The organism is Plantactinospora sp. CA-290183 (assembly GCF_050936375.1).
Lineage (GTDB): Bacteria > Actinomycetota > Actinomycetes > Mycobacteriales > Micromonosporaceae > Plantactinospora.
Genome location: NZ_JBNJMX010000003.1, coordinates 363,616 through 381,180 on the forward strand (window position 1 = coordinate 363,616; position 17,565 = coordinate 381,180).

The 17,565-nt window shown below is 73.2% G+C and carries 22 protein-coding genes; 15 read left to right on the plus strand and 7 right to left on the minus strand.

The features are described from left to right. Positions 1 to 57: 57 nt before the first annotated feature. A complete protein-coding gene (locus ACQEUR_RS09795; protein ID WP_433028584.1) occupies positions 58 to 1,599 on the minus strand; it encodes an Rv2578c family radical SAM protein in 1,542 nt (513 codons plus the stop codon). 81 nt (positions 1,600 to 1,680) lie between these two features. Continuing rightward, positions 1,681 to 2,703 (minus strand): LacI family DNA-binding transcriptional regulator, encoded by a 1,023-nt coding sequence (locus tag ACQEUR_RS09800; protein ID WP_433028586.1) that lies wholly within the window; start codon positions 2,701 to 2,703, stop codon positions 1,681 to 1,683. Between the two features lie 257 nt (positions 2,704 to 2,960). On the opposite strand from ACQEUR_RS09800, the gene ACQEUR_RS09805 reads away from it, so the two are divergent. From ACQEUR_RS09805 to ACQEUR_RS09815, 3 genes are read left to right on the plus strand one after another with little or no spacing between them, the layout of a single operon-like run. Beyond that, complete coding sequence (locus tag ACQEUR_RS09805; RefSeq protein ID WP_433028588.1) at positions 2,961 to 4,133, plus strand: Gfo/Idh/MocA family protein; 1,173 nt, start codon at positions 2,961 to 2,963, stop codon at positions 4,131 to 4,133. Then, positions 4,130 to 4,942 carry a sugar phosphate isomerase/epimerase family protein gene (locus ACQEUR_RS09810; RefSeq protein ID WP_433028590.1) on the plus strand — a complete coding sequence of 271 codons (813 nt, stop codon included), beginning with the start codon at positions 4,130 to 4,132 and terminating at the stop codon, positions 4,940 to 4,942. Before ACQEUR_RS09805 ends, ACQEUR_RS09810 begins: the two co-directional genes overlap by 4 nt. Positions 4,943 to 4,974: 32 nt before the next feature. Next, the gene (locus ACQEUR_RS09815; protein ID WP_433028592.1) at positions 4,975 to 5,382 is read left to right on the plus strand and encodes a thiol-disulfide oxidoreductase DCC family protein; all 408 of its coding nucleotides are present in this window, start codon (positions 4,975 to 4,977) and stop codon (positions 5,380 to 5,382) included. Here ACQEUR_RS09815 and ACQEUR_RS09820 read toward each other — a convergent pair. The 3 genes from ACQEUR_RS09820 to trxA form a co-directional block, all read right to left on the minus strand. Then, on the minus strand, positions 5,358 to 6,281 hold the full coding sequence (locus tag ACQEUR_RS09820; RefSeq protein ID WP_433028999.1) for an MFS transporter permease: 924 nt from the start codon (positions 6,279 to 6,281) through the stop codon (positions 5,358 to 5,360). The two genes, ACQEUR_RS09815 and ACQEUR_RS09820, sit on opposite strands and share 25 nt — an antisense overlap. A 23-nt stretch (positions 6,282 to 6,304) precedes the next feature. Beyond that, complete coding sequence (locus ACQEUR_RS09825; RefSeq protein WP_433028594.1) at positions 6,305 to 6,742, minus strand: hypothetical protein; 438 nt, start codon at positions 6,740 to 6,742, stop codon at positions 6,305 to 6,307. Positions 6,743 to 6,894: 152 nt separating this feature from the next. After that, on the minus strand, positions 6,895 to 7,257 hold the full coding sequence (gene trxA, locus ACQEUR_RS09830; protein WP_433028596.1) for a thioredoxin: 363 nt from the start codon (positions 7,255 to 7,257) through the stop codon (positions 6,895 to 6,897). A gap of 703 nt (positions 7,258 to 7,960) precedes the next feature. Here trxA and ACQEUR_RS09835 point away from each other — a divergent pair. The 10 genes from ACQEUR_RS09835 to ACQEUR_RS09880 all read left to right on the plus strand — a co-directional run bounded on the left by ACQEUR_RS09835 (position 7,961) and on the right by ACQEUR_RS09880 (position 15,686). Beyond that, a complete protein-coding gene (locus ACQEUR_RS09835) occupies positions 7,961 to 8,500 on the plus strand; it encodes a hypothetical protein (protein WP_433028598.1) in 540 nt (179 codons plus the stop codon). Positions 8,501 to 8,522: 22 nt separating this feature from the next. Next, entirely contained in the window at positions 8,523 to 9,161 is a 639-nt protein-coding gene (locus tag ACQEUR_RS09840) for a TrmH family RNA methyltransferase (protein WP_433028600.1), read from the plus strand. 122 nt (positions 9,162 to 9,283) lie between these two features. Next, positions 9,284 to 9,982, plus strand: coding sequence for a DUF6758 family protein (locus tag ACQEUR_RS09845; RefSeq protein ID WP_433028602.1), 699 nt, complete (start codon positions 9,284 to 9,286; stop codon positions 9,980 to 9,982). A 117-nt stretch (positions 9,983 to 10,099) separates the two neighbouring features. Continuing rightward, the gene (locus ACQEUR_RS09850; RefSeq protein ID WP_433028604.1) at positions 10,100 to 10,258 is read left to right on the plus strand and encodes a hypothetical protein; all 159 of its coding nucleotides are present in this window, start codon (positions 10,100 to 10,102) and stop codon (positions 10,256 to 10,258) included. A gap of 6 nt (positions 10,259 to 10,264) precedes the next feature. Further along, positions 10,265 to 11,137 (plus strand): PH domain-containing protein, encoded by an 873-nt coding sequence (locus ACQEUR_RS09855; protein WP_433028606.1) that lies wholly within the window; start codon positions 10,265 to 10,267, stop codon positions 11,135 to 11,137. A gap of 106 nt (positions 11,138 to 11,243) precedes the next feature. Beyond that, positions 11,244 to 11,936, plus strand: coding sequence for a SigE family RNA polymerase sigma factor (locus ACQEUR_RS09860; protein ID WP_433028608.1), 693 nt, complete (start codon positions 11,244 to 11,246; stop codon positions 11,934 to 11,936). Then, positions 11,933 to 13,105, plus strand: a complete 1,173-nt coding sequence (locus ACQEUR_RS09865) for a hypothetical protein (protein ID WP_433028610.1) — start codon at positions 11,933 to 11,935, stop codon at positions 13,103 to 13,105. The genes ACQEUR_RS09860 and ACQEUR_RS09865 overlap by 4 nt, the downstream gene beginning before the upstream one ends. A 46-nt stretch (positions 13,106 to 13,151) precedes the next feature. Further along, positions 13,152 to 14,033 (plus strand): PHP domain-containing protein, encoded by an 882-nt coding sequence (locus ACQEUR_RS09870; RefSeq protein WP_433029001.1) that lies wholly within the window; start codon positions 13,152 to 13,154, stop codon positions 14,031 to 14,033. Between the two features lie 40 nt (positions 14,034 to 14,073). Continuing rightward, positions 14,074 to 14,688: a MarC family protein gene (locus ACQEUR_RS09875; protein WP_433028612.1), complete on the plus strand. Its 615-nt coding sequence runs from the start codon at positions 14,074 to 14,076 to the stop codon at positions 14,686 to 14,688. Between the two features lie 143 nt (positions 14,689 to 14,831). Next, positions 14,832 to 15,686, plus strand: a complete 855-nt coding sequence (locus ACQEUR_RS09880) for a RecB family exonuclease (protein ID WP_433029003.1) — start codon at positions 14,832 to 14,834, stop codon at positions 15,684 to 15,686. Between the two features lie 19 nt (positions 15,687 to 15,705). Here the strand turns inward: ACQEUR_RS09880 and ACQEUR_RS09885 are convergent, their stop codons facing one another. Next, positions 15,706 to 16,131 carry a Fur family transcriptional regulator gene (locus ACQEUR_RS09885; protein WP_433028614.1) on the minus strand — a complete coding sequence of 142 codons (426 nt, stop codon included), beginning with the start codon at positions 16,129 to 16,131 and terminating at the stop codon, positions 15,706 to 15,708. Between the two features lie 208 nt (positions 16,132 to 16,339). On the opposite strand from ACQEUR_RS09885, the gene ACQEUR_RS09890 reads away from it, so the two are divergent. Continuing rightward, entirely contained in the window at positions 16,340 to 16,816 is a 477-nt protein-coding gene (locus tag ACQEUR_RS09890; RefSeq protein WP_433028616.1) for a DUF2231 domain-containing protein, read from the plus strand. On the opposite strand, the gene ACQEUR_RS09895 is transcribed toward ACQEUR_RS09890, so the two are convergent. Then, positions 16,813 to 17,193, minus strand: coding sequence for a hypothetical protein (locus ACQEUR_RS09895; RefSeq protein WP_433028618.1), 381 nt, complete (start codon positions 17,191 to 17,193; stop codon positions 16,813 to 16,815). The genes ACQEUR_RS09890 and ACQEUR_RS09895 overlap by 4 nt on opposite strands. A 70-nt stretch (positions 17,194 to 17,263) precedes the next feature. Between ACQEUR_RS09895 and ACQEUR_RS09900 the strand changes: the two genes are divergently transcribed. Further along, the gene (locus tag ACQEUR_RS09900) at positions 17,264 to 17,485 is read left to right on the plus strand and encodes a hypothetical protein (RefSeq protein WP_433028620.1); all 222 of its coding nucleotides are present in this window, start codon (positions 17,264 to 17,266) and stop codon (positions 17,483 to 17,485) included. Positions 17,486 to 17,565: the final 80 nt, after the last annotated feature.

Sequence of the window (17,565 nt, forward strand, 5' to 3'; positions counted from 1 at the left end):
CGTGACTGTAGCTCCGTGCGGCGGGTCTGGGCGGGCGATGATCCGCCCTGTGGCCGTTCAGAGCAGGGTGAGCTGTTCGGCCGGCGGTGGGCCGGACTCGTCCGGCGGGACCTGTCGGGTCTCGCCGGGCTCGGCGCGGACCAGCCCGTGCCGGCGGGCCGCGATCCGGACCCGGGCCGTCACCTCCCGCTGGTACGCCTGGGGCAGGTAGGCCCCGCCCCGGAACAGCGCCCGGTAGCGGGGGACCAGCTCGGGAAACTCGCGCTTCAGCCAGGTCGCGTACCACTCCCGGGCGCCGGGGCGCAGGTGCAGCGGCAGCGGGGTGACGCTCACCGCGCCGGCCGCCGCGATCGCGGCCACGGTCGCCTCGATCGACTCGTCGGTGTCGGTCAGCCCGGGCAGGATCGGCGCCATCAGCACGCCGACGGCGAAGCCGGCGTCGGTCAGCTCGCGGACCGCGTCCAACCGCCGTCGAGGGCTCGGCGTGCCCGACTCGACGGAGCGCCACATCGCCTCGTCGACGAAGCCGACCGACATGGAGAGGCTGACCCGGGTCACCTCGGCCGCCTGCCGGAGCAGCGGCAGGTCGCGCAGGATCAGCGTGCCCTTGGTCAGGATCGAGAACGGATTGGCGAAGTCCCGCAGCGCGGTCAGGATCGGCGGCATGAGCTGGTAGCGGCCCTCGGCGCGCTGGTAGCAGTCCACGTTGGTGCCCATCGCGATGTGCTCGCCCCGCCACTTCGGCGCGGACAGCTCCCGGCGGACCAGCTCGCCGGCGTTGACCTTGACGATCACCTTGCTGTCGAAGTCCCGACCCGCGTCCAGGTCGAGGTAGGTGTGCGTGTTCCGGGCGAAGCAGTTGTGGCTGACCACCCCGTTGGCGATGAAGTCGCCCGTGCCGGTGGTGATGTCGTAGAGCGTCTCCGTCCGCCCGAGCGGCTCGATGGCCCGCACCCGCAGCGCGTCCCGGCTCGCCAGGACGGTGCCGTCGATCCCGCCGCCCCCGCCGTCGATCCGGGCGTCGCCGGGGCGGCCGGTGCCGACCAGGCTGTCGGCCGAGGTGAGGTAGGGGCGGGGCGGCTCGCCGGGCGGGGCGGCGGTGACGTGCTTCCAGCCCCGGGGGGTCAGGAACCGGTGGTCGCCGCTCGCGGTCAGCTCGGTGCCGTCCGCCAGCACCAGCCGGTACGCCGGCTTCACGGTCGACCAGTGCGCCAGCACCCGGGTGCGGACGTGGCGACGGTGGTTGCCCTGCTCGGCGGTGCCGTAGATCTCGTCACCGATGCGCAGCTCGGCCAGCGGTCGGGTACGCCCGTCGGCGAGGAGCACGGCGGTGTCGCCGGCCAGGCAGTAGGAGCAGGCGTGACTGCACCCCCGGTAGGGGTTGATGGTCCACTCGAACGGCACCCGGGACGCTCCGGGAACCCGGTTGATGATCGACTTGGCCTGCACCTCGTAGAAGGTCATGCCGGCGAAACCGGGGGTGTCGAAGGTGCGTACGACGGCGTCGGGCAGCGCCAGCGGCAGGGGTGGAGCCGCTGGCGCTGCCCCCTCCGGGGTCCCGTTGCCGGGGGGAGCCGACGACAGGTTCGCCCAGCGCATGGGGGTTATTCGAACATGCGTACGAGGGCGGGCGCAACTCCGCCACGCCGGCAGTGGGCGATGACCCGTACCGCCCGGCCATCAGGCCGGGGGCGGGCCGCTGCTCTGCCGCCGGACCAGCTCGGCGGCGACGTGCTCGACCTGCGGGGTGTTCAGCGGGTCGGGCGGTTGCAGGGCCAGCGTCATGGCCCGGGCGCCCATGTCGGCCAGCGGCAGCCGGATCGTGGTGAGCGCCGGGGTGACGTCCCGGGCGATCGGCATGTCGTCGAAGCCGACCAGGCTGATCTGTCCGGGTACGTCGATGCCGCGCTCGCGCAGCAGGGCGAGGGCGCCGATCGCCATCTGGTCGTTCAGCGCGGCGATCGCGGTGAGCTGCGGGTGCGCGTCGAGCAGGGCGGCGGTGCCGGCCACCCCGCCGGACCGGTCGAAGTCGGCGTACGCCACCTGCCGGGAGGTCAGTCGCTGACCGTGTTCGCGGGCGGCCCGGCGCAGCCCGGCGAGCCGGTCGCTGGTGGTCGTGAGGTGTCTCGGTCCGGCGACCACGCCGAGCTGGGTGTGGCCGAGCCGGAACAGCTCGGTGCCGGCGAGGTGTCCGCCGGTCTCGTTGGCCGGGATGACGGCGTGGCCGGTGTGCTCGTGCCGGCCGATCACCGCGACGTGCCCGCCGGTGGCCTGGTAGACCCGGAGCTTGGCGTCCAGCGTGCGGGTGAACTCCTCGTCGTGGTAGCCCGAGCCGGCCAGGATGATGGCGGCGGCCTGCTGGGCGCGGAGCAGCTCGACGTACTCCAGCTCCTTGTCCGGGTCCCGGTAGGTGTTGCAGATGATGACGAGCCGGCCGTGCTCGGTGGCGACCCGTTGCAACCCTCGGGTGATCTCGGAGAAGTACGGGTCGGAGACGTCGTGCACGACGACGCCGACGGCGCTGCGGTGGTTCCGGGCCAACTGCTGGGCGTGCGCGTTGGGTACGTACTGCAGTTCCTCGACGGCGGCCAGCACCCGCTCGCGCAGTGCCTCGGTGACGGGTTTGGGGCTGCCGTTGATGATCCGGGAGGCGGTCGCCGGTGACACGCCCGCCCGCCGTGCGACATCCGCCAGAGTGGCCATCGTCCAGTCCTTCCCCGGCCGCCCGGTAGCCGGCTGCAGGTGAGGATAGCGCGGCGCGGTCGCCCGGCCGGGTGGCCCGAGCGGCGGCGCGGAGACCGGTGCCGGACCGGCGGTCGGGGGCCGGTCGGCCGGGCTTGCCGGAATCGGAACCGAGTCGGTAGCGTAGCCGGGAAAGCGCTTACCAGACTGGTACGGCCATTCACCAGGCTGGACACCCCACCCGCCCGCTAGCTCGGGCAGCCCGAGGAGGCGACGCAATGGCCCGCACCACGATCGGCATCGTGCTCAACGGCGTGACCGGCCGGATGGGTTACCGGCAGCACCTGGTCCGGTCGCTGCTGGCGATCCGCGAGCAGGGCGGGCTCCCGCTGGCCGACGGCCGGCGCCTCTGGCCGGAGCCGGTGCTCGTCGGGCGCAGCGAGGCCAAGTTGCGGGAGATCGCCGACCGGCACGGCCTGACCGAGTGGACCACCGACCTGCCCTCGGCGCTGGCCCGCCCGGACGTGCAGATCTACTTCGACTCCCAGGTCACCGCCCAGCGGGAGAAGGCGCTGAAGCTGGCGATCGAGGCGGGCAAGCACATCTACACCGAGAAGCCCACCGCCGAGGACCTGAACGGCGCGGTCGAGCTGGCCCGGCTCGCCGACGCGGCCGGCATCAAGCACGGCGTGGTGCAGGACAAGCTCTTCCTGCCCGGCCTGCGCAAGCTCGACCGCCTGGTCAGGGGCGGCTTCTTCGGCCGCATCCTGTCGGTGCGGGGCGAGTTCGGCTACTGGGTCTTCGAGGGCGACTGGCAGGCGGCCCAGCGACCGTCCTGGAACTACCGCGCGGCCGACGGGGGTGGCATCACCGTCGACATGTTCCCGCACTGGCACTACGTGCTGGAGCAGATCTTCGGCCGGGTGGCCGCGGTGACCGCACACGTGACCACACACGTCCCGCAGCGGTGGGACGAGGCGGGCGAGCGCTACGACGCGACCGCCGACGACGCCGCGTACGGGATCTTCGAGATCGAGCGGCCGGGGCAGGACGCCCGGATCGTCGCGCAGATCAACTCCTCCTGGTCGGTCCGGGTCTACCGGGACGAGTTGGTCGAGTTCCAGGTGGACGGCACCGAGGGCAGCGCCGTCGCCGGGCTGCGCAACTGCCGGATCCAGCACCGCGCCACCACCCCGAAGCCGGTCTGGAACCCGGACCTGCCGGCGACCGAGGACTTCCGGTCACAGTGGCAGGTCGTGCCGGACAACGACGAGTTCGACAACGGCTTCAAGGCGCAGTGGGAGCTGTTCCTGCGGCACGTGGTCACCGACGAGCCGTACAGCTGGAACCTCTGGGCCGGCGCGCGCGGCGTCCAACTCGCCGAGCTGGGTCTGGCCTCCGCCCGGGACGGCCGCCGGATCGAGATCCCGGACCTGGAGGGCGGGGCATGACGGTGCCGGCCCGGTTCTCCTTCAACCAGGCCACCGCGAAGTACTGGCCGATCCCCGACCTGGTCGCCGGGTGCGTCGCGGCCGGGGTCAGCCAGGTCGGCCTGTGGCGGGAGGAGACCGCCGCCCATGGCCTGGACAAGACCGCGGCGTTGATGCGCGACGCCGGGCTCGCGGTCACCTCGCTGTGCCGCGGTGGTTTCTTCAACACCCCCGACTGGTACGACGAGAACCGTCGCGCCATCGACGAGGCGGCCACCCTGGGCGCGCCGGTGCTGGTGCTGGTCTCCGGTGGCCTCCCCGAGGGGAGCCGGGATGTCGACGGTGCCCGCGCCCACATCGGCGACGCGATCGGTGAGCTGGTGCCGTACGCCCGCGCCGCCGGGGTGCGGCTGGCGATCGAGCCGCTGCACCCGATGTTCTGCTCCGACCGGTGCGTGGTCGCCAGCCTCGGGCAGGCGTTGGACCTGGCCGCGCCGCATCCGACCGACGCGGTCGGCGTCGTGGTGGACACGTACCACGTCTGGTGGGACGACCAGGTGTGGGCGCAGATCGCCCGGGCCGGACGGGAGGACCGGATCGCCTGCTTCCAGGTCGCGGACTGGATCACGCCGCTGCCCGAGGGTGTGCTGCTGGGGCGCGGGCTGCCCGGCGAGGGCTGTGTCGAGCTGCGCCGCTTCCGGGACGCGGTCGAGGCGGCCGGCTACTCCGGCCCGATCGAGGTGGAGGTGTTCCACGCCGGTCTCTGGGCCCGCCCCGGCGCCGAGATCCTGGACCGCACGCTCGCCGGTTATCTCGGCCACGTGGATTAGCCGGGCCGCTCCGCCCGGGGGAGGATGGAGCCATGGACCAGCCCACCTTCGTGTACGACGGCGACTGTGCCTTCTGCACCATGTGCGCCGACTTCATCGGCCGCCGGATCCCGACCGGTGCCCGGGTGGTGCCGTGGCAGTTCGCCGACCTCGACGCGCTCGGGCTGACCGAGGCGGAGTGCGAGGAGGCCGTCCAGTGGGTCGGCACCGACGGCGTACGCGGGGCCGGCCCGGACGCGATCGCCCGGCTGCTCGGCGCGAGCCGGCCGGGCTGGCGGCTGCTCGGCGCGGGGCTGCGACTGCCCCCGGTGCGGGCGCTGGCCTGGCCGGCGTACCGCTGGGTGGCCCGCAACCGACACCGGATGCCCGGCGGCACCGCCGCCTGCTCGCTGCCGCAGGCGACCCGGGACCGGCTCTACGGCACCGTCGCGGACGGCTGAACCGGCGGCGCGTCCTGCGGCGCCGCCACCTCCGGTGCGTCCGGCTCCTCCGGTGGCCGGTCGGCGCCGCCGGGGCGGTGGAGCAGCCGGCGGAGCCGCCACAGCGGGCGCACCCGCTCCAGCGACAGGAAGCTGGTCATCGCCACCAGGTGCGGGGCGAACGAGATCGTGATGGTCGCGACGGTCACCAGGTGGAACGAGTAGAAGAAGGCGACCACCGCCTGCCGCCAGCGCGGCGGTACGGCGAAGACGAGCGGGCTGAGCAGCTCGAACGCCACGATGCCGATCTGCGCGGCGATCAGCAGGTACGGCACCTGCGCGATCACGTCGGCCAGTTCGGTGCCGCGCCGGATGATCGCCCGGGCCAGCACGGAGCCGGTCATCCAGTCGAGCCCACCGAAGCGGAGCTTGGCCCAGGCGGCCAGGAAGTAGGTGCAGACCACGGCGATCTGGGTGACCCGCAGCGCCCAGCCCCCGGCCTCGGTCCGATCGCGGTCGGCGTGCCGGGCCCGGCCGGCGGTGGGCAGCACCGCGAGGGCCACCAGGAAGGCGAACCGGTCGTGGTCCACCTTGCCGTAGCTCATCGCGACGATCATCCACTCGAAGTAGAGCAGGAAGACCGTCCAGCCCAGGACCCGTGGCGCCCGGCCGGTCGCGGCGGCCAGCGCGAGCGCGAGCAGCGCCCAGAAGAGGATCGTGACCAGCAGCGGGGTCGGGGTGGGCAGCGGCAGCAGCCGGCCGACGAAGAGCGGCTGGTAGAGCTCGCCGGAAACGCTCGCCTTGTCCCGCACCCAGGGCGTGAACACCACCAGGTCCGCGGCGACGAAGAGATAGACCAGGGTACGGAAGGCGGCGACCCGGGCCCGGGGCACCGGCTCGGTCAGCCAGCGGCTCAGCATCGTTGCGCCGCGCGCCGCCGCCGTCACGACGCCCGCCACCGGACCACCGTCTCGTCGGTCGAGGTTCCGGTCGGCCGGCCGTCCCGGACGCCGTGCCAGCGGACCACGATGCGGACCTCGACCAGCGCCGGAGCCGCCGGTTGCCGCTCGGCGTACGCGTCGGCCACCTGGCGCAGCAGCGTCGGCTCGGCGACGTAGCGGGCCTGCTGGCCCTCGATCTCGGCGCGGCGGATGCCGGTGCGCGTCTCGTCGAGGCCGATCACCGCACCGGTGGCGTCGACCCCTTCGACCCGGGTGTCCGGGGCGGGGTCGTCGGGCGGGTTGGACCCGGCGTACATCCGGAACGGCCCGAACGGGAAGTGGTCGTCACTGCCCCGGAGGGTGCCGGTGAGCAGCAGTGCACCCGCGATGAGCGTGATGCCTACCCGCAGCGCCCGACCTCGGCTCGTCAACGCGTCCATCGGGAGGTGACCCTACGCGGTGGTGCGTGCCCGCGCGTACCCCTGCGGGCGTCGGCGACCCGAACCGGCCGGGAGGGGCTCGCGCCCCGTGGGCGCAGACGACTCGGCCGGACCCCCGTGGCGGGGATCCGGCCGGAAGCCGAACAGCCGGCTCAGTGCTGGTGGCTGGCGAGCTGCTTGCGTACGTCGTCCATGTCCAACCCCTCGACCTGCTCGATCAGCGACTCGAGCGCCGACTCGGGGAGGGCGCCGGGCTGGGCGAAGACGATCACGCCGTCCCGGACGGCCATGATCGTGGGGATGGACCGGATGTCGAACTTCGCGGCGATCTCCTGCTGCGCCTCGGTGTCGACCTTCCCGAAGACGATCTCGGGGTGCTTCTCCGAGGAGCGCTCGTAGACCGGGGCGAACCGCTTACAGGGGCCGCACCAGTCCGCCCAGAAGTCCACCAGCACGATGCCCGACTGCTCGGTCACCTCGTCGAAGTTGGCCGTGGTCAGCTCAACAGTCGCCATTGATCACTCCGATCACCGATTGGCGGTTACGTCTGGGAGAACCAGTCGGACGCCACAGGAATTCCCTGTCCGGTCGGGTCGAAACGGCCATCGTGGGCGGCGTCACGCCGTTGCCGGTATCGACCGGAGTCCCTGGCGCCAAGCCGTCGAAGCCGAAACAAGTGTGACAGCCGGCGGTCACGGCCAGTTATGGGAGCGTTTCCAGTGCTTCCGCTGGCCGATCCGGGTGTGATCCGCCCAGGTGGCACCTGGCAAGCGGAAACAGGTGACGAATCGGATGGCTGGGCGCGTACGGATTCTCACGTTCGGTAACATAACAAAGGGGTAACTGTGACCCCGATCTCTCGCTGCCCCCTTCTGCCCGATGGGTTTGATCGGGCAGAATCTTCCCCATCAGAGCGTGGGCGGCGGGTGCCGGGGAGGGCCCCGCCGCTCATTGCGTCCGGGGTCGGTTTTCCCGCCCCGAAGCGCACTTCCCGGCCCGGTCCGCTGGCGCACATTCCGCTGACCGCCGCCCGGCCATCCGCCCCCGCTCGTCTCGCGGTACAGCATCCGTGGACGTGCCGCATCCGTGGACGTGCTGAGGACGTCCCTCAGGAGGCCCACGCCGGCCGCCGGCAGGGACAAATCCCGCCCTCGCCACATTCCGGCGCGGTCGCCGCATATCCCGCCGTAGCCACATATGCTGGCCCGGGAGGCCGCCATGAGCCAGACCGGATCTCCAGACCTGCCCGAGGCCGTGCCCGGCGCCGGGCCGGCGACCACCGCCGGCTACTCCGCCGCCGAGTGGCGGCTGCTCACCCGGTTGCCCGGCCGCGTCATCGTGGCGGCGACCACCGCGGGTCCGGACAACCCGGTGCGGGCCGTCACCGAGGGGCTCGCCGGCCTGGACGGCATCGCCGCCGGCCGCGCCTTCGACAGCGAGCTGGTCCGCGCGGTGGTGGCCGCGATCTACGCGGAATCCGACGACGGGCGGTCCGCGCCCACCCGGGCCGAGCACGCCGACGCCGGCCAGGCCGATCTGCTCGCCGCCTGTGGTTCGGCGGTCCGCGCACTGACCCGCTGCGCCGATCCGGCGGACTCGGCCGCGTACCGGCAGTGGGTGCAGTCGGTGGCCGCGCGGGTCTGCCGGGCCGCCGGTCCCGACGGCCGGCCGCGCCCCTTCGGCGACCCCGTCGACCCGGAACAGCGGCGCTTCCTGGACCGGCTCGGCGAGGCGCTGGGCCTGCGCCCGGCGGGCTGACCGCGGGCCGTACCCTCGGCGCGTGGAGGGTGGCGAGGTCGAGGTCGAGGTGGGCGTCGGCCCGTGGCCGGGCGACCCGCCGAGCGACCCGCGGTACGACCCGGAGCTGCTGGCGCAGGGCGACCGGCGCAACGTGGTCGACCGGTACCGCTACTGGCGCCGGGAGGCGGTCGTCGCGGACCTGGACCGGCGGCGGCACGACTTCCACGTGGCGATCGAGAACTGGCAGCACGACTTCAACATCGGCACGGTGGTCCGCAACGCCAACGCCTTCCTCGCCGCCGAGGTGCACGTGGTCGGGCGGCGCCGGTGGAACCGCCGGGGCGCCATGGTGACCGACCGGTACCAGCACGTCCGGCACCACGAGACGATCGAGGTCTTTCTGGCCTGGGCCGACTCGGACGACCTGCCGGTGATCGGCATCGACAACCTGCCCGGCTCGCGGCCGCTGGAGACGGCGGTGCTGCCCCGCCGCTGCGTACTGCTATTCGGGCAGGAGGGTCCGGGCCTGTCCGAACCCGCCCGAGCGGCCTGCGCGGCGGTCCACTCGATCGCCCAGTACGGCTCGACCCGTTCGATCAACGCCGGGGTGGCCAGCGGCATCGCCATGCACACCTGGATCCGCACCTACGGCGGTCCGCCCCCCGGCGACCCGGACTGAGGGCTTCGGCCCGGTACGTCGACAACCCGCCCTGCCGGTACCCGAAGAGGCCCGTCGTGGAGAAAGACCGAAAAAGGGCGGTTCGCTTGACTTCGCCGGTGTAGAGCGGGGACTGTAGTTGCGTGGGTGTCGCGCTGAGTTGTCCGCGGTGCGGCGGTGTGGTCCGGGAGCCCGGCCTGATGCACACCGCCTGGCGCTGCCTGGGCTGCGGGCCGGTCCCGCCGCTGCACGTGGCCGAGCACATCGGCCCGGAGATCATGGCCAGCACCGTCGAGCGGATCACGGCGGACCGGCAGGACGACACGCCGTCGTCGGTGCCCCTGTGGTGCCCCTGGCCGCTGCCGTCGGCCTGGACGATCACCGGTGTCGGCTGGGCCGGTGACGACCACACCGGGGTCCGGGCGAGCGTGGTGGCCTGTAGCGGGCCGGCCCCGCTCGGCGGTGGACCCGCCGATCTGATCTTCGTCGCCGAGGAGCCCGGCGTCGGGTTGGGGACCCGGTTCTCGGGCAGTCGCGGCCCCGACCCCGGGCCGCAGCTCGCCGAGGCGCTGACCGAGCCCGGGCCGGGACACGCCGAGCGGATCGCGCACGTCAAGGTCCGCGCGGCCGGCCACCCCACTCCACTGTGGTCAGTCAGATCTCCGACAGACCGCAGCGCGTACGCCGGAGAAGCTCGGGGTATCTGGCTCTATGCGATAGCCTGGCCGGCGAGCGCGGGTTACCTCTTCGCGGAAGACGTCGTACTGCACGACCTGACCGAGTGGACACCACCCGAGCTTGTGTACGGTGCCCCGTCGCCCTATCTGCAGGGGAAGGTGTGATGACCGACCTCGCAGGGACGGATCCGGGGCGCGCTTTATTCACCGTTCGACAGCCGACTGATACTCTGGGTTTTGTCGCGGTTCGTAGCCCGGCACCGCACGGAGGGATGGCCCGCCATGGTTAAAAAGGTCCTCACCTGGGGCGGAATCGCCTTCCTGATTTTCTTCATCGCCTACCGGCCCACCTCCGCGGCGGACGTCTTCAAGTCGCTGGGCGGCGGCGTGATGGACATCGCCCAGGGCTTCGGCGACTTCTTCACCAACCTCGTGGCTTAACCGCCGATGGGCAATCCGTCCGGCGAACCTCCCGAGGACGACGCCGAGCGTCGACGGCGCGACCGGGACACCGAGCCGATCCCGCCGATCCGCGACGAGGGTCCCGGCTTCGGATCCGGTCCGGCCTACTCCGACGGCCCCTCCTATTCGGACGGCCCCGCCTACTCCGACGACATCGGCTACGCGGGCGAGGAACGCCGGGCCGGCACCCGCGGCTGGGTACGGGACCCGGACGGTGGGCCGGAGATCTCCGAGGAGGAGCTGGCCGGCCTTCGGGTCGACGCCTCCGGCATGCCGCTCGGGCCGCGCCGGGTGCTCCCGCTCGAGGACGAGCCGACGCCGCTGGTGGCGCGCTATCTCTTCCCCACCGAGCGCTACCGCGGGGAGTGGAAGCGGCACAAGATCTATCTGGCCACCCCGGTCCTGGTCGGGCTCCTCGCCACCTTCGTGCTCGGCTACCTCTCCGGCTTCCTGGCCGTCCAGGCCGGCGGTGGCCTCACCACGGTCGCGGTGCTGATCTGGCTCGCGATCATGGGCTGGGTCGCCTGGCGGGTGGCGGACTGGTATTTCGACCGGTTCATCCTGACCAACAAGCGGGTCATGGTGGTCAACGGGATCATCACCCGCCAGGTCGCGATGATGCCGCTGCTGCGGGTCACCGACATGAAGTACGAGCAGTCCCCGCTCGGCCGGACGCTCAACTACGGCACCTTCGTGCTGGAATCGGCCGGCCAGGAGCAGGCGCTGCGGGAGATCAAGTATCTCCCCAACCCCAACGAGCTCTACCTGCGTGTCGTCGAGGAGATGTACGAGCCGCAGGCGGTCGAGGCGCGGCTGGGCAAGGAGGCCGAGGAGGCCAAGGCCGACGACGGTGCCTGAGGTTTTCTGACCGAAAATCGGAGCAGATCGCACCCAACCGGCGTCGACCTCGACGGGCCAGCCGTGCCAGCCTGTCGGTTGGTACGGCAGCTTGGAGGCGACGCCCGTGGCGCCCACGCACTCGGTCGAGGACGAGTTCCGCGAGTTCGTCGCGGCGCGCTCGGCCGCACTGCTGCGCACCGCGTACCTGCTGGCCGGGGACTGGGCGACCGCCGAGGACCTGCTGCAGACCGCCCTCACCAAGACCTACCTCGCCTGGAAACGGCTCGGCGAGATCGAGGCGGTCGAGCCGTACGCCCGGCGGGTGCTGATCAACACGGCGACGAGTTGGTGGCGGCGGCGCTGGCACGGCGAGCGGCCGACCGAGGTGCTTCCGGAGCGGGCCGCCCCGGACCAGATCGAGGAGCAACTCGAACGTGACCGGCTCTGGCGACACGTCCGGACCCTGCCCGTGCGGCAGCGGGCAGTGCTCGTACTGCGCTTCTACGAGGACCTGACCGAGGCGCAGACGGCCGCGATGCTGAACATCTCACCGGGAACGGTCAAGAGCCAGACCTCGCGGGCGCTGGGCACCCTCCGCCGCCGACTCGCCGCCGAGGCCGCCTCGACCGCCCCGGGCGAGGACGCGCCGGTGCCCGTACCGCTCGGGGGTGTCACCGGCGCCGTGCCCGAACCGGCGCCTCGCCCGGCGGCCCGGCCGCCGGCTCCCCGGCTCCCGCAGTCGCCGGCCCGCCGTCCGGCCACCGCGCTGACGGTGCCCGGCCCGCCGGTGCCGGCGGTCGGAGCGGAATGTCGATGACCATGCTCGAGGACTCCCTGCGTGAGATGTTCACCGCCCGGGTCGAGGCGCCGCCCACCGCCGAAGACCGGGCCGGCGCGGCGATCCGGCACGGCCAGTCCGTACGCCGTCGGCAGGGCGTCCTCTCCGCGCTCGCGGTGGCGGCCGCGCTGGTGCTCACCATCGGCGGTGTGGCGTCCATCGGGGACGGCTGGCCACCCGGTCGGGGCGGATCCTCGGTGGCCGCCGTCGACGTCGACCTCGCCGATCCCGAGCCGAGCCGATCGGTGGAGCCGCCGAAGGTCATCGCGGACACCGGCGTCGGGCTCGACCTCTGGGCGGCCGACCAACTCTGGACCACCGACGGCCGGCGGCTGAGCCTCGCCGGGGTCGGCGAGGTCACCCGGGTCTACCGGGTCGCCACCGGCTGGGTGTACGCGGGCGCGGACAGGGTCCGGTTCCTGCGTACCGACGGCTCGTCGGTCTCGCTCAGCGGCCAGGACGACCGCTGGGTGCTCAGCCCGGACGGCGAGCGGTTGGCGTTCCAGCTCGGCGACACCCTCTACCTCGCCCGGATCGGTACCACCGGGCTGGCGGTGACCGGCGACGTACCCGTGCCCGCCGACACCTGGCCGGTGGCGCTGGCCGCCGGACACGTGGTGATCTCCGGCGGGACCCGCGGCTACGGCGTGGTGGAGCTGACCGGGGAGGCGCCCCGGCCGCACTGGAACACCGACGTGACCGCGGTGTACGGGGTGCGGGGTGCCACGCTGACCGGGCTGGTCCGGGACACCGGCGACGGGGCGCGGCGATGCCTGGCGACGCTCGGCGTCACCGACGGGGGCCTGAAACTCCTCCGCCGGGGCGCCTGCGGGCTGGGCCTCAAGGACGGGCTGTCGGACGGCCGGCTCGCCCCGGACGGCGTACGGCTGGCCGAGCGGCGGGCCACGGACGTGGCGCTGGTCGACGTGGACGGCAGCCTGCGCGACGCCGTACCCCCGGTCTCCTGTCCGGTCGACTCCCCGGTGGCGCCCGTCTGGGCGGACGCCCGGACGGTGGTCACCGGCGACGACGGCGCCGTGGTGCGCTGCCGTACGGACGGCAGCCGGCAGGTCGTGCCGCTGCCGGCGGGCGTGGAGCAGAGCTGGGGCCTCGTGCCCAGGCTGATGCCGGGCGCCGACGGCCGGTAGCGTCGGGCCGGTGACTGACGCTGATTCCGGGCCGCCGGGCGGCGGGGTGCCGGGTACCGGCGACGGGCCCCGGATCGACCTGCACACCCACTCGACGGCCAGCGACGGCACCCTGACGCCGGCCGAACTGGTACGCGCCGCCTCCGCCGCCGGGCTCGACGTGCTGGCCATCACCGACCACGACACCACCGCCGGCTGGTCCGAGGCGGTCCGCGCCCTGCCACCGGGGCTCACCCTGCTGCGCGGCGCCGAGCTCTCCTGCCGGTGGTACGGCACGGAGCCGGCCATCCCGCTGCACCTGCTCGGGTACCTCTTCGACCCGGAGTCCCCCGAGCTGGTCGCCGAGCTGAGCCGGATCCGCGCGTCCCGGGAGGTGCGCGCCGAACGCATCGTCGCCAGGCTCCGCGCCGACGGCGTCGACGTGAGCTGGCCGGAGATCCGGACCAGCGCGGCCGGCGGCACGGTGGGGCGCCCGCACATCGCGCAGGCGCTGATCCGGGCCGGGCTGGTGCGCACCACCACGGAGGCCTTCCGGCCCGAGTGGCTGGGGGAGCGGTACCGGCTCCCCAAGGAGGACATCGACGTCTTTCGGGCGGTCCGGCTGCTGCGCCAGGCGGGTGGGGTGCCGGTCTTCGCGCACCCCCGGGCCAGCCGCCGGGGCCGGATCGTGCCGGACCGGCTGATCGTCGAGCTGGCCGCGGCGGGTCTGGCCGGTCTGGAGGCCGACCACGAGGACCACTCGGCGGCCGAGCGGGAACACGTCCGGGCCCTCGCCGGGGAGCTGGGACTGCTCGTCACCGGCTCCTCGGACTTCCACGGCACGCACAAGACCGTCCGGCTCGGCGCCCACACCACGGCGGTCGAGGCGTACGAGCGGATCGTGGCGGGCGCCACCAGCGGGGTTGTCCCGGTCACGTCTGTGGGCTGACCCGCCTGGTCAGGGGGGTCGCCGATACTACGGTGACCGCGTGGACGCCAAGCTGTTCGGCGAGGTCTTCGTGACCCTGCTCGTGATCACCGACCCCCCGGGGATGGTGCCGATCTTCCTCGCCCTGACCCGGACGATGCCCGCCCACGAGCGGGTACGGGCCGCCTGGCAGGCGGTGGCGCTCGGCCTCGGGGTGATCGTGGTCTTCGCGGTGGCCGGCCAGACCCTGCTGGACTACCTGCACGTGCAGCTGCCGGCGTTGCAGGCCGCCGGCGGGCTGCTGCTGGTGCTGGTCGCGCTCGAACTGCTCACCGGCAAGGCCGACCAGCCCGGCGGGCAGACCACGTCGAACATCGCACTGGTCCCACTGGGTACGCCGCTGCTGGCCGGTCCGGGCGCGATCGTCGCGACCATGCTCTTCGTGCAGCAGGCCGACGGGGTGGCGGACTTCGTGTCGATCGCGGTGGCGATCGTCGCGGTGATGGCCGCCGTCTGGCTCACGCTGCGCTTCTCCGGCGGGATCGTCAGGGTGCTCCGACCCGGGGGCATCGAGGTGCTGACCCGGATCGCCGGTCTGCTCCTCGCGGCGATCGCCGTACAGCTGATCGCGGACGCGGTGGCCGCCTTCGTCACCACGTACCTCGCGCGGGCCTGACCGCCGGTGCCCGTCCGGGGTGTCGGGTGCACGGGGGTGTCGGACCGGCGTGGCAGGATCGGTCCGTGCGAAGGCCATCGGACGCCGGCAACCGCCCCCCTCGACCGCGCGGCGCCGCGCCCGAGCAACTGGGCTTCGAGGGGATGCCCGAGCGCCTCTTCGTCTGCACGCCGAGCAAACTCGGCACCTACACCGACTGTCCCCGCCGCTACCGCTACGCCTACGTCGACCGGCCCGCGCCGCCGAAGGGGCCACCCTGGGCGCACAACTCCCTCGGCGCGAGCGTGCACACCGCACTGCGCAACTGGTACGCCCTGCCGGTGGAGAACCGTCGTCCCGAGGCGCTGAGCGGGCTGCTCAAGGGCACCTGGGTCCGCGAGGGCTACCGCGACGAGGCGCAGGAGCGGGTGGCGTTCCGCCGCGCCCTGGAGTGGCTGGAGTCCTACGTGGAGACGCTGGATCCCGGGCACGACCCGCTGGGGGTGGAACGGGTGGTGGCGGTCAAGACGGCGGTGCTGGCGTTCAACGGGCGGGCCGACCGGATCGACTCCCGGCCCGGTCCGGACGGCCCCGAGTTGGTGATCGTGGACTACAAGACCGGGCGCACCGGCCTGGACGCCGACGACGCCCGGGGGTCCCAGGCGCTCGCCCTCTACGCCTACGCCGCCGAGCGGGTGTTCCGGCGCCCCTGCCGCCGGGTGGAGCTGCACCATCTGCCCACCGGCACGGTCGCCGCCCATGACCACACCGCCGAGTCGATCTCCCGGCAGGTGACCCGGGCCGAGGAGACCGCCCGGGACATCGTGGCGGCGGAGCGGGCGGTGGCCGACGGTGTCCACCCCGACGAGGCCTTTCCGGTCACCCCCGGCGTGCGGTGCGGCTGGTGCGACTACCGCCGGAGCTGTCCGGCGGGGGCGCAGGCGCCGAGCCGGGAGCCGTGGTCGGCCGTGGAGCGGGCCCTGCTGCCGCAGGAGGCGGGACCGTCCGAGCCGGAGTGAACGGGGGTACGCCGGCGGGTCAGCCGTCGGCGCCGCGCCGCCGCTGACAGTTCGGGCAGAGACCCCAGTAGGTCACCTCCGCCTCGTCCACCTCGAAGCCGTACGCGTTGACGGGGTCGAGGCAGGGCGCCGCGCCGACGGCGCAGTCGATGTCGGAGATCTCGCCGCAGCCCCGGCAGACGACGTGGTGATGGTTGTCGCCGACCCGCGCCTCGTAGCGGGCGGGTGAGCCCGCCGGCTCGATCCGCCGGGACAGGCCGGCCCGCGACAGCGCGCCGAGCACGTCGTAGACCGCCTGGGTGGAGACCGAGTCGAGGCGCTGCCGGACGCGCTGGGTGATCTCCTCGACCTCCAGGTGACCACCGGCGGCCAGCACCTCCAGGACGGCGAGCCGCGGCCGGGTCACCCGAAGGCCCCTCGACCGGAGTAGCTCCTCGCCCGTCATACCACAATCACAGCACGTCGATCGGGGTCCAACAAGGCGACGGCGGCGCCATCGTGGTGGCGGCCACAGGGCGGGGCGGTCGATGACGCCGCCTCGGGGGGCCGGAGCGGCGGTTGTGGTGAAACGGAACCGGAGTGAACCGTTCCGGCTCTACCTCCGTGTACCGGGATAGCGCACCGGGTCGGTACCCCTACACAAGGAGGCGGCAGTGTTCAGGGAATTCATGGGCCTCCCCGCACATGCCCTGCTGGTACACGCGGCGGTCGTGTTCATCCCCCTGCTCGCGCTGGTCGGTTCGGGGTACGCACTCCTGCCCCGGTTCCGCGCCCGGCTGGACTGGGCGGCGGCCGCCCTCGCCGTGGCGGCGCCGATGGCGGCACTCTTCGCCAAGCTCTCCGGCGACGAACTGCGGGAGGTGTTGATCGCCAAGAGCTACCCGCCGGAGATCATCGCGAAGATCGACGAGCACCAGGCGTACGGCGATCTGGCGTTCTGGTGGAGCCTCGGGCTGGGCCTGGTGACCCTGCTGCTGGTGGTGCTGACCGCCCGGCGGGGCCGGACCCTGCCGGGATGGCTCACTCCCGTGCTCAGCGCCGTGATCGTGGTGCTCGCCGCGGTCAGCCTCTGGTACGTCTACCTGACCGGAGACTCCGGCGCCCAGGTGGTGTGGCAGGGCGTGCTCTAGACGAGCACCCGGGAACAGAGCAGGCAGATCACCAGGACGAGAGCGGCCGCGCCGACCATGCCGATCCCGTACGTCAGCGTGCGGGCGCTGTCCTCGGCGGCGTCCAGGGCGGCCAGGTCCTGCGCTGGCAGCCGGCGTGGCGGTGGCGGCTGTACGTGCACCGGGGGACGCCAGCCGGGTGGCGGCGTGCTGCTCGGCGGCGGGCCCGGATAACGGGACGCCGGCGATGCTGGTGCGCCGCCCAGCGGCGATGCCGGAGCCGGGGAGCCCGGGGCCGAGGGGTCCGGGGTGGGGGAGTCGGCCGGAGAGCCTGCGGATGGTCCGGTGGGCCGGCGCCAGAAGGCGTCGTCGGCGGAGTCATCGCTGCGCGTCGTCACGCTGTCCGACGCTACCAACCCCACCGATGTCCGCCCCGGCGGCCGGGGGCCAGCCGGGTACGCTTCCGGCGTGGGCGGGACCGAAGAGCAGCAGACCTCCGGCACGGCCCGGGAGGGTGACGCCGGACGGGCGGTCGACCCGGCCCGGCCCACTGACCCCTCCCGACCACGCCCGGTGCGGGAACGGGTGCTGCCCGACCAGTCGGTGGACGACACCGACCGGGGCTGGGGCGAGCATTCGCGCTCCAACGACGAGCGCTTACTCGCCGAACGCCCGCCGCACTGGGAATGACCACGTGCCTCCGCCTGCGGACGGTTCGCCGACGGCGAGCGGTGACGGTCAGCGGTGACGGCGAGCGCTGACGGCCGGGG